Here is a 14,802-nt window from a genome sequence, read left to right on the forward strand (position 1 = left end):
CAGACCCTCACTGACTACGCGCTCAGCACGTGGCGGGTTCGCGCCAGATCGTCTGATCCCGCGCCGGCCCCACACTGATGATCGTCGCAGGAACCCCGATGAAAGCCTCGATCCGCTCAACGTACCGACGCGCCGCCTCAGGCAAATCCTCAAACCGTCGGGCCGTCGTCAGATCCCCCTCAAATCCCTCGATCGTTTCGTACACCGGCTCCGCCCGCTCAAGCTCCGTGCAGTCCGCTGGGAATCGCTGCGACGCCTTGCCATCGATCTTGTAGCCCGTGCACAGCTTCAGCGGACCAACACCCGCCAGCACATCCAGCAGCATCAACGCGATCCCCGTGGCCCCGGTCACCCGCGCCGTGTATCGAAGCGCCACCAGGTCCAGCCACCCGCACCGCCTCGGCCGCCCGGTCGTTGTCCCGAACTCACGCCCCTGCTCACGAATCTGGTCACCCGTCGCATCATCAAGCTCCGTGGGCATCGGCCCGCCACCCACACGCGTCTGGTACGCCTTCACGATCCCGATGATGCGCTGCACCCGATGCCCCGGAACACCCGCCCCTGTGTGCGCACCCGCCGAGGAACAGCTGCTCGACGTCACAAACGGATACGTCCCGTGGTCGACGTCCAGCAGCGTCGCGTTCGCCCCCTCAAACAACAACCGCCGACCCTCCGCGATCGCATCGTTAAGCAGCTCAGCCGTATCCGACACGTGCGCCCTCAGCCGCTTGGCGTACCCCGCACACCGCTCAAGCACCTCAGCCGGCTCAAAGGCCTCGAAGGGCTGCCCAAGCTCGTCCGCCAGTGGTTGCAGCAGCGCATTCTTCAAACGTGCGATCTGCTCGACCTTCACCTTCAGCGTCTCGGGATTCAGCAGGTCACACACCCGGATCGCCGTCGACCGCAACGCCTTGTCCGCATAACAGGGACCGATCCCCCGCCCCGTCGTGCCGATCGCACCCTTCGCGCCCGTGTCTCTTGTTAGCATCCCCTCAAACAATTGATCCTGCAGCTTGTGCCACGGCATCACCAGATGCGCCCGATCACTCACCCGCAGATTCTCTCCGATCACCACCCCCTGCTCGGCCAACGCATCCATCTCCTTCACGAGCTGATCGACATCAATCACCACCCCGTTGCCGAGCACGTTCAGCTTCTCCGGATACAGAATCCCACTCGGAATCAAATGTAGCGCATACCGCTTGTCACCCACCTGCACCGAGTGCCCCGCGTTCGCCCCACCGTTGTAACGAACCACCGCATCGAAGTCAGGCGCCAGCAGATCAACGATCTTCCCCTTGCCCTCATCACCCCACTGCAACCCCACCACCGTTGTATGCGACCGCCGAGTCGTAGGCCGCCCATCAGCGGCTGAAGCCGGGCTCGTCGTCAGGTCATCGGAGATCGTCGCCATCGTTTGCTCGCCTGAATAGGTGGAAGGGGCGGGGTGGATAGACCGCGAATGACGCCCGAAACAGGCGCAAAACGAAATCTTAGCAGCCCATCAGCAGCCACGTGCAGAGGCCCGAAGCCACTCATGAGCTTGCCCAAATCCTCCAACCACGACAAACCGTACGCAAGCCAGCTCAGCCAGCCCCCCATGGCTCACCAGCCACCCGCAACGTCCGATAGCCATACCGGGACGCGATCCAACCGCACCAGCCATCGAGGAGCCCAACATGCGTCACAAACGCCATGGCCTGGCAATGTCAGAATTTCTCGTCGCCCTAGGCGTCATCTTCCTGCTCGCCCTGCTCTTCGTCCCGCAGTACGGCATCGCCGCCGTCGACCGCGAAACCGAAGCCGCCCGCGAAATCGTCAACGAAGTCCAGGCACACGTCTACGCCTACAAGAAGTCCCGCGGACGCTACCCCACCTCGATCAAAGCCGAGTGGTTCCCCCTCAACAAACAGATCACGCCCTACCGACCCGAGGTCAAGCACACCCTCATCGAACGTGGCGGCTTCGGCGAACCACGCCCCCTCGACCCACGACTCAGCGGCCCCGCCGGATACTGGTACAACCCCGCCAACGGTGTCTTTGTCGCCTTTGTGCCCGATCAGGGCACAACCGAAGACACCGAGGACCTCTTCGAACGGGTCAACCCCCACGCACGCTGATAAGCTGCTGCCCGGTGAACAGACTGACCTATTCAGGTTTTTTGACCTTTAACTCGGGACAAATGCCGATTCAGGGGATATCCTTACCGCGTGGCTAACGAGTCCTTTTTATCCCCTTAACCATTCTCACACTCGGCAAACACGCCAACCCGAGGCTGAAACCGATGATCTATTCCAATGCTTGTGCCTACGCCATTCGCGCCATGAGCCGTCTGGCCATGCTCCGTCCCGACGGCTACGTCCTCCTCGACGAACTCTGCGAAGGCTCCGACCTGCCCCGCCACTTCGTCGCCAAGATCTTCCAGGACCTCGTCCGCAAGGGCCTGCTCACCTCCGCCAAGGGCCGAGGCGGCGGCTTCGCCCTCGCCCGCAAGCCCGAGCAGATCAGCCTCTATGACATCGTCGAAGTCATCGACGGCATCGACAACCTCAACGCCTGCGTCGTCGGCATGCACCGCTGCGACGACCACCAGCCCTGCCCCCAACACGACGAGTGGAAGCCCATCCGCAACCAGCTCAAGGAATACCTCGTCCGAACCACCCTTGCCACCATGAGCGAAACCATGGTCAAGAAGATGGAACTGCTCGGCACCGAACTCCCGGTGCTCACCAGCAAGTCCAAACCCGTCCGCGTGCAGGCCTGAACCACTGATCCTTCAAAACCAGCACCGCCCGGCCATGACCGCATGACCGGGCGGTTGTCTTATCCAGATTCAACGGACTCGCACATCACTCAGGCGACGCGATCGAAGACAGCTTCACCGCCGCCGCCTTCAGAATCCCATCACGATGCGTGAGCGCATCAAGCGTCGCCTGATCCGGGGCGTTGTCCAGCTTCAGCAGCATCAGCGCCGTCACCTTGCCATCAGACCCCGCACGCCTGGAAATCGTCATGTCCGCGATATTCAAACCTGCCTCACCCATCAGCGACCCCACCAGCCCGATCATCCCAGGCCGGTCCTCGTTCTGAAGCAGCAGCATCGTGTCACGCGGGATCATGTCCATATGATACCCGTTGATCTCCACCACCCGCGGCTTCAGATCGTCGTACACCCGGCCCACAATCCGACGCGTCTGATCCTCGGGATGCGTCTGATCGTCCACCGCATCATTCGGGCCACTGATCACCAGCGACAACTGCGAGCCCAGACCTGCATCATCATCCGAAGTCACCACCTTCGCCGTGATGCCCCGCTCCTTCGCCAGAGGCCCGACATTGATCAGGTTCACCGGCGAATCCAGACGATCCGCCAGCAAACGCGTCAGCGCCGTCCGCTCGATCGTCGAACCCACCGCCGCCAATTCCTTGCCACGCAGCTCCACCGTCACCGTGCACAGACCACGCGTCACCATCGGCCCGATCAGGCTCGCCATCCGATCAGCCAGATCCGCATACGCAGCCTGCATAGGCGTCAGATCCACACGCAAACCCCCAGCGTTCACCGCACCCTTGATCCCCGCGCCACGCAGGTAAGCCAGCGCCGACTGCGCCGCATCCACCGACACCGCCTCCTGAGCCTCCACCGTCGAGGCCCCTAGGTGGGGCGTCACCAGCACCTTCGGATGCGTCCGAAGCGGGTCATCCGCCGCCGGCGGTTCCTCGCTGAACACATCCAATCCCGCCCCACCAATCAACCCCTCATCCAGAGCCCGGATCAGATCCGCCTCGTCCACGACACCCCCACGCGCCGCATTGATCACCAACAGATTCGGACGCGCCGTCTTCATCACCTCGTAATTCAGCATCCCCCGCGTGTGTGTGTTCAACGGCACATGAAAACTCAGCATGTCCACCTTCGGCACCAGCTCGGCAAAATCACGGATCACCCGCACCTTGCCATCCAGCGCAGTCTCCGTATTCACAAACGGATCGAACGCCAGCACGTCCATCTCAAACGCCAGCCCCCGCAGAGCCACCGCCTGACCGATCCGACCAAACCCCACCACGCCCAACGTCTTTCCCGCCAGCTGCCGCCCCTTGAACTTGCTCCGATCCCACTTGCCCTCCGTCATCGTCTTGTACGCAGGACCAATCTGACGGGCCGTCGCCAATAGCAGCGCAAACGCGTGCTCCGCCGTCGTCAGCGTCGAGGCCTCCGCCGTGTTGATGACCAGGATCCCCTTGTCCGTCGCCGCCGGCAGATCAATGTTGTCCACCCCCACACCCGCACGAGCGATCACCTTCAGCCTGCCGGGATTCTTCAGAACCTCCGCCGTGATCTTCACACCCGACCGCACGATCACCGCATCGTGCTCGCCGATGATCGTCGCCAGTTCATCCTCCCTGATCCCCGCCCGATCCGTTAGCGACGCGTCCGGCTGAGAGGCAATCCAGTCAAGCCCCTCCTGGGCAAGCTTGTCTGCGGCAAGAATCGAGAACGTCTGCGTGGCCGTGGTCACGGTCGGGCTCCAGGTCGGGTGGGTTCAATCAGGACAGTCGAGCCACGGGCAACCCGCAGCGGACCGGTGGTTTATGCGATCTCCGCCGCCGCGGCAAACCCGTGGGCCGCCGCCTGAAGCGTCTGCTTGATCAGCTCGTCACCGTGCTCGGTCGAAACGAACCAGCACTCATACTGACTCGGCGGCAGTATCACCCCATGCTCCAGCATCGCCTCGAAAAACGCCGCAAAACGATCCGTGCGACACGACGTCGCCGTCTCGTAATCCGTCACCGGCTCCTCCGAGAAGAACACACAGATCATCGATCCCACCCGAGCAATCTGCACCGGCACGCCCGCCGCACTCGCCTTGGCCAGCAACCCATCCTCGAGCTGCCGGCCCGCGGCTTCCAGCCCCTCATAAACAGCCGGGTCCTCCAACGCCTCCAGCGTCGCGATCCCCGCCGCCATCGCTAGCGGATTCCCCGATAGCGTCCCCGCCTGGTACATCGGCCCCGCCGGTGCCACATGCTCCATGAGCTCCCGCCGACCCGCATACGCAGCACACGGAAGCCCCCCACCGATCACCTTCCCAAAACAGGTCAGGTCAGGCGTCACGCCATAAAGCGACTGCGCCCCGCCACGGTGCACCCGGAACCCCGTCATGACCTCGTCAAACAGCAGCATCGCCCCATACTTGTCACACAGCGCCCGCAGCCCCTCCAGATACCCCTCCGCTGGCGGCACACAACCCATGTTCCCGCCGATCGGCTCCACCGCGAAAGCCGCGATCTCCTCCGTATGCTCCGCAAACACCCGCTCCGCCGCCGCCAGATCATTAAACGGCACCAGCAGCGTGTGACGCGTGATCCCCTCCGGCACGCCCGGCGAACTCGGCTGCCCAAGCGTCAACGCCCCCGACCCCGCCTCGACCAGCAACGCATCACTGTGCCCGTGGTAGCACCCCGTGCACTTCACCACCGCCGTCCGGCCCGTCACCGCCCGCGCCAGCCGAATCGCCGACATCGCCGCCTCGGTCCCCGAATTCACAAACCGCACCATCTCCACCGACGGCACCGCATCGATCACCATCTTCGCCAGCTGCGTCTCCGCCTCCGTCGGCATCCCGAACGTCGTTCCCCGACCCGCCGCCTTCGATAACGCCGCCAGCACCGAATCCGCCGCATGACCCAGAATCAGCGGGCCATACGAGCCCACATAGTCCACATACTCATGACCATCGATATCCGTAACCACCGCCCCCTTCCCGCATCGGATAAACACCGGATCCCCGCCCACGGCCTTATAAGCCCGCACAGGAGACGAAACACCCCCTGGCATCACCTCAGAGGCCTCCGAAAAGGCCTTCGCGGACGCCGGCCGACGCGTAGCCACACCAGGTTGTGCTGTCGTTGTCATGCCCGCATCCTAGCAACGCCGCCACCCGAGGGGGCTCAGCTTGAAGCCGCCGAACCCTTGAGATACACTTCGGGGCTCGATCTAACGCGATAAATACGAGACCGCAGCCCAGGTTAGGGCCGCCACAAGGGCTTAACAGCATGACGATTACCGCCGAACGACGCTCCGAACTGGTTACCGAATACCAGCAGGGCGAAAAAGACACCGGATCCCCGCAGGTCCAGGTCGCCATTCTCACCCATCGCATCAAGGCGCTCACCGAGCACCTCCGCGATCACAAGCACGACTACGCCTCACGCCGCGGTCTGCTCCAGATGGTCTCGCGTCGGACACGCCTCCTCCGTTACCTCGCACGCACCGACAACGCCGCCTACCGCGAGCTCATCGGGCGTCTCGGCCTGCGACGCTAAGTCGGGCCACTCTGCCGGATTGCCGGTTCGGGATGTTCCCGGGTCGGTGCAGACGGCAGTCGGCTCGCGACACCGCAGACCACGCCTCTACCAGGCCCGGCGCGGTGTCCCCAGCCATCTGTCTTCTGTGCATCAGCAATCCGGCCCGCGGGATCCCCACGCTGCCACGCAGCGCTCCCGATGGATCGATGCCTGGGGTCTGAAAGGAAGACAGCAATCATGGCTCACCACCGCGTAGAGATGGAACTCGCCGGCCGCACCCTCTCAATCGAAACCGGCAAGATCGCCAAGCAGGCCGACGCCGCCGTCCTCGTCCAGTACGGCGAAACCGTCATCCTTGGCACCGTCGTGCACGCAGCCCCCCGCGAAGGCATCGACTTCTTCCCCCTCACCGTCGACTACCGCGAGAAGCTCTCCGCCGCAGGCAAGTTCCCAGGCGGCTTCCGCAAGCGTGAAGGCGCCCCCAACCAAAAAGAAATCCTGACGATGCGGAACATCGACCGTCCGCTCCGTCCCCTCTTTCCCAACGGCTACATGGACGAGGTCCAGATTCAGTGCTGGGTCATGGCCGCCGACGGCCAGAACGAGCCCGATGTCCTCGCCGGCATCGCCGCCTCCGCCGCCCTGTCCATCAGCGGCATCCCCTTCGACGGCCCCGTCGGCAACGTCCGCGTCGGCCGCGTCGACGGCCAGCTCGTCATCATGCCAACCGCCGCGCAAAGCGAATACTCCGACCTCGACATGCTCCTCTGTGGCCACGAAGACGGCCTCAACATGATCGAAGTCGGCGCTCACCAGATGCCCGAAGACGAGATGGTCAAGGCCATCGAATTCGGACACGACCACATCAAGCAGGTCGTCGGTCTCATCAAGCAGCTCCAGGAAAAAGCCGGCAAGCCCGTCGCCGAGTTCCAGTCCCCGGTCTCCGACGAAGTCCAGGCCAAGGTCAACGCCCTCGCCGAACCCCTCCGCGCCGCCAAGACCACCGAAGGCAACAAGCTGGACCGCCAGGAAGCCGTCCGCAACTGCATCAAGAGCTTCATCGCCGAGCACTTCCCCGAGCCCGCTCCCTCCGCCGGTGTCGGCGAGTTCAACGCCTGGCGCGACTCGGTCAAGCAGGCCAAGTTCGCCATCCACGACCTCGAAGAAAAGATCACCCGCGAGATCATCCGCTCCGGCTCCCGCACCGACGGCCGAGCCGCCAGCGACCTCCGCCACATCGAGGCCGAAGTCGGCATCCTCCCTCGCGTTCACGGCTCCGCCCTCTTCACCCGTGGCGAAACCCAGGCCCTGGTCACCGCCGTCCTCGGTTCCGGCCGCGACGAGCAGATCGTCGACGGCCTGGGCGACGAGTACGCCGAAAAGTTCTACCTCCACTACAACTTCCCCCCCTTCTCCGTCGGCGAAGCCAAGCGCATCACCGGCCCCGGACGCCGCGAGATCGGCCACGGCATGCTCGCCCAGAAAGCCCTCCAGGCCGTCCTGCCCCCCATCGACGAGTTCCCCTACACCGTCCGCCTCGTCAGCGACATCATGGAGTCCAACGGCTCCTCATCCATGGCCTCGGCCTGTGGCGGCTCGCTCGCACTCCTCGACGCCGGCGTCCCCATCGCAGCCCCCGTCGCCGGCATCTCCATCGGCATCATCAGCGCCGATGACAGCGGCCAGGACGACGTCTACCTCGTCGATATCCAGGGCGAAGAAGACCACTTCGGCGACATGGACTTCAAGGTCACCGGCACCGAGACCGGCATCACCGCCATCCAACTCGACCTCAAGACCCGCGGCCTCACCCTCAGCCAGATCGAGAAGACCTTCGGCATGGCCCGCGACGCCCGCCTCAGGATCCTCGAAACCATGAACGCCGCCATCGCCAAGCCAGGCGAACTCTCCGAGCACGCACCCCGCATGCTCACCGTCAAGATCCACCCCGACAAGATCGGCAAGCTCATCGGCCCCGGCGGGAAGATGATCCGCCAGATCGAAGAAAACACCGGAGCCACCCTCACCATCGAGGAAGACGGCACCGTCTTCATCTCCGCCGTCGGCGCCGGCAAGGCCGAAGCCGCCCGCGAGGAAGTCGAGAAGATCGCCGCCGAGGTCAAGGTCGGGGCCTACTACAACGGCCGCGTCACCTCCGTCAAGGACTTCGGGGCCTTCATCGAAGTCATCCCCGGCCAGGACGGCCTCTGCCACATCTCCGAGCTCAGCGACGGTTTCGTCAAGAACGTGGGCGATGTGGTCAAAGTAGGCGACCAAGTCCGCGTCAAAGTCCTCCTCATCGACGATCAGGGACGCGTCAAGCTCTCACGCAAAGCCGTCCTCCTCGAAGAAAAGGAAGAAGAAACTGCTTCCACTCCGGCCTGATACGTTGTATGTTGAAATAGGCAGGTCTGCGTCCCCTCTCAGATAGAGGGTGCTCGAATCATATCTACGACCGTGCAGGACCTGTCGTGGCCAACGACTGTTCATTGGCCGCATAACGCGAAAGGTGTGTGATGAGCCCCCTATGGTTGCCTCGAACCCTCTTGCAGTGTTCTGGTCGCCCGGGATAAGCTCAGTTCGATAGGTTTCGGTTTCACCCGTGGGCCCAGGGGGCCCGCGACTGCACGTCTCGTTTCATTCTTTTCTTGTTTGGGCACACTCGTCTGCCGTTTTGTAAGGAGTCTCACATGTCACTAACCCGTGGTCGCGTGAAGTGGTTCGATCCCAAGAAAGGCTTCGGCTTTATCGTCGGTCCCTCCGAGGAAGACGTCTTTGTCCACTACACCCACATCCAGTCCGACGGCTTCCGATCCCTCAAAGACGGCGAAACCGTCGATTACGAGCTCATCGAATCCGACAAAGGCCTCCAGGCCCGCGAGGTCCAACGCGTCGAGAGCCTCCAGCCCTCCTGAACAACCCGCCCGACATCCACGCAGAACCCGCAACGCCGCGATAAGCTGACACCGTGCTGATCAGCTTTCTCCTAGGTGCCATTCTCGGCGCGGTCGCCGCCACCATCGCCCTCTCCGTCTGGGTCCGTGGCCGCCAGCGAGCCCGCAGGCTCTCCGACCAGCAGGCCGTTCGACGCGAACGCCTCACCGAGCTCACCATGCTCACAGGCGGGCTAGCCCACGAAATCAAAAACCCCCTCTCCACCCTCGGCCTCAACATCCAGCTCATCGACGAAGACCTCGCCGAGATCGACAAGGCCCTCGCACCCGACAGCCCGGGTGAACAGCCCCTCCGACGCGTCCGCCGACGCTTCGCAGGCCTCGGCCGGGAAACCCGCCGCCTCCGCGAAATCCTCGAAGACTTCCTCAGCTTCGCCGGCCGCGTCAAACTCGAACGCGAACCCGTCCACATCAACACCGTCCTCGAAGAACTAGGCGACTTCTTCGAGCCCCAGGCCGATGAGGCCGCCGTCCGCCTCCGCATGCAGCTCGACGACAACGCCGGCGTCGTCATGGCCGATGCCAGCCTCCTCAAGCAGGCCCTCCTCAACCTTATGATCAACGCCCTCCAGGCCATGACCGCCGCCAGAGAACGCGATCAACCCCACGGCGGCGCCAACGAACTCCTCCTCCGCACCGAACGCACCACCCGCGGCCTCGAAGACCAGGTCCGAATCTACGTCATCGACACCGGCCCCGGCATGGACGACCAAGCCGCCGCCAAAGCCTTCCAGCCCTACTTCTCCACCAAACGCCAGGGCACCGGCCTCGGCCTCCCCACCTCAAGACGCCTCATCGAAGAACACGGCGGCCAAATCCGCCTCCACTCCGAACCCGGCCGCGGCACCGAGTTCATCATCACGCTACCGGGCGACACGCAATCCCCGGAAACAACCCCCACCCAAAAACAAAACGCCCGCCTAGCCATCAACGACCAGGCGGGCGCTTGATTTCAATCCAAACCAAATCCGTCGGGATCAGCCCTTGATCTCAAAAATCGACTGCGTCCGCAGCACCACCCCGCTGGCACCCAGCAGGTGGTAACTCTGGATGTGGTACTCGTTCCGGTACTTCTGGCTGTCCACGATCGACAGGCACCCGACGCCCTGAGCGTCCGTCCACCGGTGAGCCACCGAGCCGGTCTCCTCCGCAAAGCCATCCATCTCCTTGAGGGTGGCGTTGTAGAGGTTGTCGGTCAGGTTCTCAGACTGAACGGTGGTCACATACACCAGCCGTCCCTGTTGCTCCATCTCATAATCCTTCTCGCCGAGGCAGGGCAGAGCGTGAACCAGACCGCTCTCAGGCAGGTGATCGCCACGATCCACCACGATCTCGGTCAGGCTCTGACCGGGAATCTGGAATCGCACAATGTGACCGCCCGGAATCAACCAGGTCTCGATCTCGTACTCGCCATGCCGGTCCATCCGGCGGGCCTCAAGATTGAACAGCTCGGGGTGGAGTGGGCGGCCGTACACCATCAGGCGTATAGACTGCGTTCCCTGAGACTTATGACTCACGCTCATGTTGCTTCCTTGATGTAGGGGCGGAGGAAACCGCAGAACCGGGCTCACATGCTGAGTGTTCTGCAGATTTCAGAATTATAGAGATGACGATCTCAGATGGAAGCCCCAACTTCACAAAATGTGCGGGGTTTTTTATCCCCTGCACCACTAGATGGGGTAGCTGGAGCCTCCAGTCAGTCAGTGCCGATAAGAACCCCTGGGAAAAGCGGGCAAACCCGGAAGGTTCCACTCAGATGCTCAAACGGCGAATCATCTTTCAGACCTTTTGCCGTGAACTGCCTTCATTCGCAGCCCAAGCCCTCCTCCACGCCATCGATGCCTCGCCCGAGCAGGAGCAACACCAGCTCGTCGACCTCGCCCTCAGCCGCAGCCAGCCCACCCTCCTCCGCGGCCTGATCCGACGCTTCGAAGCCCTCCCAACCAGCTGCCAGCAGCCCATCGCCGACAAACTCCGCGATCACCTCCCCCTCATCCGCGAAGCCCTCTCCAGCACCGACCACCGCAAACGCATCGGAGCCATAGGCATCCTCCAAAGCCTCAACGACCACCGCCACCTCGATCTCCTCGGCCCCGCCCTCGCCGACGACCGCCCCACCATCCGCACCACCGCCGAACTCCTCCTGCTCCGCTGGACACGCCTGCTCCTCAGCGACACCTCCCCGCCCGACGACCGCCTGACCGGAGCCTATTCCCTCGCCGCCAACTTCCGCCGCATCCAACACGGCCCCAGCCAGGCCATCGCCTGGTGCTTCGCCGTCACCGCCCCCCTGCTCGGCCGGGACGCCGACCCCATCCTCAAACACGCCCCCCGAAAAAACCTCATCGCTCTCCGCGCCCTCCTCGCAGAAGCCGCCGACCCCCTCGTCATCGAACGCCTCCCCTGGTGGCTGGCCCGCACCCCCACCTCCGACGCCGCCGAACGCGGCCTCAACCGCCAGCACCAGCAGCCCCCCACAAAACTCGGCTACAGCGAAACCGTCGTCCTCGCCGCCCGGCAGCCCTCACTCACTCGGCCCGGCGAACCCCTCGCCGCCGCCTCCCATCGACTCGGACTCGCTGCCATCCCCGGCCTCATCGCCCGCCACGCCAGCACCCCCTTAGAGAAAATCGCCCTCCTCGCCGACCTCGTCACCGACGGCTCACCGGTCCTCCGCTCCGTCGCCCTCCGACAGCTCATCGGACTCACCGCCACCTCCGGCGAAGCCGTCACCGTCCTCACCCGCTTCCTCGCCGACCACCACGAACCCATCGCCCAGACCGCCATGACCTGGCTCCTCGCCAACGGCGCCTCCGCCACCGTGCTCAAAGGCGCACTCCAGAGCCACCACGCCAGCGTCCGCACCATGGCCGCCCAGCGACTCGCCCCCGGCATCTTCAAAGGCCTCTGCCGAAACTGGCCCAAACTCAACAACGAACACCGCCAGCAATCCGCCCGCCAGCTCATGCGCCTCGACGACCGCCTCGTCGAAAGACTCGACGACCTCCTCCGCCGACCCGAACGCGAAAACAAACTCCGCGCCATGGCCATGATCCGCGAGCTCAACCTGGGCGTCGCCCTCGAACCCCGACTCGCCGACCTCGCCGCCTCCAAAGACGAACGCCTCGCTTCCGCCGCCGTCGCCGCCCTCGGCCAACAGCGAACCCCCCAGAGCATGCAGATCATCGACCAGGCCCTCGAACACAAAGACCCCCGCGTCCGCGCCAACGCCGTCGAAGCCCTCGGCACACCCCGAGACAACCACGAGCAGCGAAAACTCCTCGCCCTCCTCCGCACCGAACACAACCGCGTCCGGGCCAACGCCATCGCCTCACTCATCCCCACCGACGCCGCCGACCAGGCCATCCGCGGCCTCTCCGGCATGCTCGACGATCCCCGCGAGCCCCACCGCGTCTCAGGCATCTGGGTCGCCCAAACCTGCATCGTCGAACCCGTCACCCCCAAACTCATCGACATGGCCGCCGCCGACCCCTCCACCAACGTCCGTCGACGAGCCTACACCGCCGCCTCCGCCAACATCCAACGTATCGAACAAGAAACCGCCGGCGCTACCGCCCTCCTCGCCAACATGCGCAGCCGCCGACTCCAGGGAGCCGCCTGATGATCGCCCAGCTACCCCCCCTCGACATCCCCACCGACCCCGGCCGCCTCACCCCCGTCGATCCCAACGACGTCGCCCTCGCCATCCAGCAGAACGCCGCCGTCAACGCCTGGTGGCTCGTCATCCTCCTGGTCATCGGCACCCTCTTCCTCATCATCGTCCTCACTCGAGCCGCCTGGACCCACTGGGCCAGCACCCTCAAAGCCGCCTGGATCTTCCACCAGATCTGCCGCAAGAACGGCCTCACCACCTCCGATGCCTGGCAACTCTGGCGCGCCGGCCGCGGTCAACCCATCGAGATGCGCCTCGCCCTCCTCCTCAGCAGAGGCCTCATGCACAAACTCGCCGATCAGCGCCTCGCCCGACACGCCAGCGACCGCCTCCTCGGACCAGACACCCCCGCAGCCACCGCTCCCGCCGCCTAGCGGTTACCTTGTCACCCCAAGCGTGACAGGAAACCCCATGGCCATCGAAATCGAAGCCAAAATGAAAGCCGGAGACGTCCAGGTCCTCCGCAGCCAACTCAAGGAACTCGGCGCCAAGTGCCTCGGCCGAGTCCTCGAAACCAACACCTACTTCGACACCCACGACCAACGCCTCAAAGCCGGCGACCAGGGCCTCCGCATCCGACTCACCCGAAGCGAGAACGGCACCGATCGCAAGGTCTACCTCACCCACAAAGGACCACGCTCCCACGGCGGGCTCAAACGCCGCAGCGAAGCCGAAGTCGAAATCTCCTCCGCAGAAGACGCCGCCGACCTCCTCGTCGGACTCGGCTACATCCCCAGACTCACCTTCGAAAAACGACGTGAAACCTGGAAGCTGGGCGTCACCGACATCATGATTGACGAGATCCCCATGCTCGGCTCCTGGATCGAGATCGAAGGCGACCGCGAAGAAGACGTCGTCACCGTCCGCGAACAACTCGGCCTCGACAACAGCCCGCTCGTCAAAGCCAGCTACGTCGCCATGCTCCGTTCCCACGCCATCGAGCACGGCCTGCCCGAAGAAGTCTTCCGCTTCCAGCCCGCCGAAACCGCCACCACCTGACCAGCCCCACCATCCCGCCAAGGAGCCCAGCTTGCGCTTCGAGTTGATCGACCGAGTTCTGGAACTGGACGACACCGGCATCGTCGCCATCAAGATGGTCTCCGCCGCAGAGGAATACCTAGGCGACCACTTCCCAGGCTTCCCCGTCCTCCCGGGTGTCATGATGCTCGAAGCCATGACACAGGCCGGCCGGAAACTCGCCAGCCACCTCGGCATGGACCACCGACTCGTCATCGCCGAGGTCCGCAACATCCGCTACGCAGCCATGGTCCGACCCGGACAGACCCTCAAGGTCACCGTCAAACCTCGCAAGCAGACCGACGGCCAGCTCGAATGCGAAGGCCGGGGCGAAGTCGAAGGCGAACTGGCCGTTTCAGGTCGCTTCACCCTCGCGAGTGAAAAAGCGGGCCGTGTGTTACGCTAACCCTCATAAACAGTTGCAATCGGCGTAAGCCGAGTTCACGGAGCAAGCAAAACATGGCCATGAGCACGGATGAAGTTTTCGACAAGGTCCGCGAAGTCCTCGAAGACGCCTTAGGCGTCGACCCCGACGAAGTCACCCCCGAAGCCACCCTCGGACCCGACCTCGGTGCCGAATCCATCGACTACCTCGACATCGCCTTCCGACTGGAGAAAGCCTTCGGCATCAAAATCGATCAGGCAGAGATGATGCCCAGCGACGTCCTCAGCGATGCCAAGTACGTCCAGGACGGCAAAGTCACCGACGCCGGCCTCGCCGAACTCAAAGCCAAGATGCCACACGCCGACCTCACCGAATTCGAGAAGTCCCGCTCCGTCGACGACTTCAACAAAGTCTTCACCGTCGACACCATCGTCCGCTTCGTCCAGACCAAACTGGACTAAAGC

At 63.8% G+C, this 14,802-nt stretch carries 15 protein-coding genes; 11 read left to right on the plus strand and 4 right to left on the minus strand.

The annotated features are described in order from the left end of the window. Positions 1 to 22 precede the first annotated feature (22 nt). Positions 23 to 1,414 (minus strand): adenylosuccinate synthase, encoded by a 1,392-nt coding sequence (locus ACQZAB_RS12450; RefSeq protein ID WP_428389847.1) that lies wholly within the window; start codon positions 1,412 to 1,414, stop codon positions 23 to 25. 265 nt (positions 1,415 to 1,679) lie between these two features. On the opposite strand from ACQZAB_RS12450, the gene ACQZAB_RS12455 reads away from it, so the two are divergent. Continuing rightward, positions 1,680 to 2,120: a hypothetical protein gene (locus tag ACQZAB_RS12455; protein WP_428389848.1), complete on the plus strand. Its 441-nt coding sequence runs from the start codon at positions 1,680 to 1,682 to the stop codon at positions 2,118 to 2,120. Between the two features lie 164 nt (positions 2,121 to 2,284). Beyond that, complete coding sequence (locus ACQZAB_RS12460; protein ID WP_428389849.1) at positions 2,285 to 2,764, plus strand: RrF2 family transcriptional regulator; 480 nt, start codon at positions 2,285 to 2,287, stop codon at positions 2,762 to 2,764. An 85-nt stretch (positions 2,765 to 2,849) separates the two neighbouring features. On the opposite strand, the gene serA is transcribed toward ACQZAB_RS12460, so the two are convergent. After that, positions 2,850 to 4,520, minus strand: coding sequence for a phosphoglycerate dehydrogenase (gene serA, locus ACQZAB_RS12465; RefSeq protein WP_428389850.1), 1,671 nt, complete (start codon positions 4,518 to 4,520; stop codon positions 2,850 to 2,852). Between the two features lie 71 nt (positions 4,521 to 4,591). Continuing rightward, positions 4,592 to 5,917, minus strand: a complete 1,326-nt coding sequence (hemL, locus tag ACQZAB_RS12470; protein ID WP_428389851.1) for a glutamate-1-semialdehyde 2,1-aminomutase — start codon at positions 5,915 to 5,917, stop codon at positions 4,592 to 4,594. Between the two features lie 140 nt (positions 5,918 to 6,057). On the opposite strand from hemL, the gene rpsO reads away from it, so the two are divergent. The 4 genes from rpsO (at position 6,058) to ACQZAB_RS12490 (ending at position 10,213) form a co-directional block, all read left to right on the plus strand. After that, positions 6,058 to 6,327, plus strand: coding sequence for a 30S ribosomal protein S15 (rpsO, locus tag ACQZAB_RS12475; RefSeq protein WP_428389852.1), 270 nt, complete (start codon positions 6,058 to 6,060; stop codon positions 6,325 to 6,327). A gap of 219 nt (positions 6,328 to 6,546) precedes the next feature. Then, positions 6,547 to 8,694 (plus strand): polyribonucleotide nucleotidyltransferase, encoded by a 2,148-nt coding sequence (pnp, locus tag ACQZAB_RS12480; RefSeq protein ID WP_428389853.1) that lies wholly within the window; start codon positions 6,547 to 6,549, stop codon positions 8,692 to 8,694. A 305-nt stretch (positions 8,695 to 8,999) separates the two neighbouring features. Further along, positions 9,000 to 9,224, plus strand: a complete 225-nt coding sequence (locus ACQZAB_RS12485) for a cold-shock protein (protein ID WP_428389854.1) — start codon at positions 9,000 to 9,002, stop codon at positions 9,222 to 9,224. A gap of 53 nt (positions 9,225 to 9,277) precedes the next feature. Beyond that, the gene (locus ACQZAB_RS12490; RefSeq protein WP_428389855.1) at positions 9,278 to 10,213 is read left to right on the plus strand and encodes a sensor histidine kinase; all 936 of its coding nucleotides are present in this window, start codon (positions 9,278 to 9,280) and stop codon (positions 10,211 to 10,213) included. Positions 10,214 to 10,240: 27 nt separating this feature from the next. On the opposite strand, the gene ACQZAB_RS12495 is transcribed toward ACQZAB_RS12490, so the two are convergent. Next, positions 10,241 to 10,786, minus strand: coding sequence for a hypothetical protein (locus ACQZAB_RS12495; RefSeq protein WP_428389856.1), 546 nt, complete (start codon positions 10,784 to 10,786; stop codon positions 10,241 to 10,243). 233 nt (positions 10,787 to 11,019) lie between these two features. On the opposite strand from ACQZAB_RS12495, the gene ACQZAB_RS12500 reads away from it, so the two are divergent. Genes ACQZAB_RS12500 through ACQZAB_RS12520 form a run of 5 tightly spaced genes read left to right on the plus strand, consistent with a single transcriptional unit; the run spans position 11,020 to position 14,799 of the window. Beyond that, on the plus strand, positions 11,020 to 12,885 hold the full coding sequence (locus ACQZAB_RS12500) for a HEAT repeat domain-containing protein (RefSeq protein WP_428389857.1): 1,866 nt from the start codon (positions 11,020 to 11,022) through the stop codon (positions 12,883 to 12,885). Next, positions 12,885 to 13,310 carry a hypothetical protein gene (locus ACQZAB_RS12505; RefSeq protein ID WP_428389858.1) on the plus strand — a complete coding sequence of 142 codons (426 nt, stop codon included), beginning with the start codon at positions 12,885 to 12,887 and terminating at the stop codon, positions 13,308 to 13,310. Before ACQZAB_RS12500 ends, ACQZAB_RS12505 begins: the two co-directional genes overlap by 1 nt. A 37-nt stretch (positions 13,311 to 13,347) precedes the next feature. Beyond that, on the plus strand, positions 13,348 to 13,935 hold the full coding sequence (gene cyaB / locus ACQZAB_RS12510; RefSeq protein ID WP_428389859.1) for a class IV adenylate cyclase: 588 nt from the start codon (positions 13,348 to 13,350) through the stop codon (positions 13,933 to 13,935). A gap of 31 nt (positions 13,936 to 13,966) precedes the next feature. Further along, positions 13,967 to 14,359, plus strand: coding sequence for a 3-hydroxyacyl-ACP dehydratase FabZ family protein (locus ACQZAB_RS12515; RefSeq protein WP_428389860.1), 393 nt, complete (start codon positions 13,967 to 13,969; stop codon positions 14,357 to 14,359). A 53-nt stretch (positions 14,360 to 14,412) separates the two neighbouring features. Beyond that, entirely contained in the window at positions 14,413 to 14,799 is a 387-nt protein-coding gene (locus ACQZAB_RS12520; RefSeq protein ID WP_428389861.1) for an acyl carrier protein, read from the plus strand. The last annotated feature ends 3 nt before the right edge of the window (positions 14,800 to 14,802 follow it).

Origin of the sequence: Mucisphaera sp. (assembly GCF_965279675.1) — a bacterium.
GTDB lineage: Bacteria > Planctomycetota > Phycisphaerae > Phycisphaerales > Phycisphaeraceae > Mucisphaera.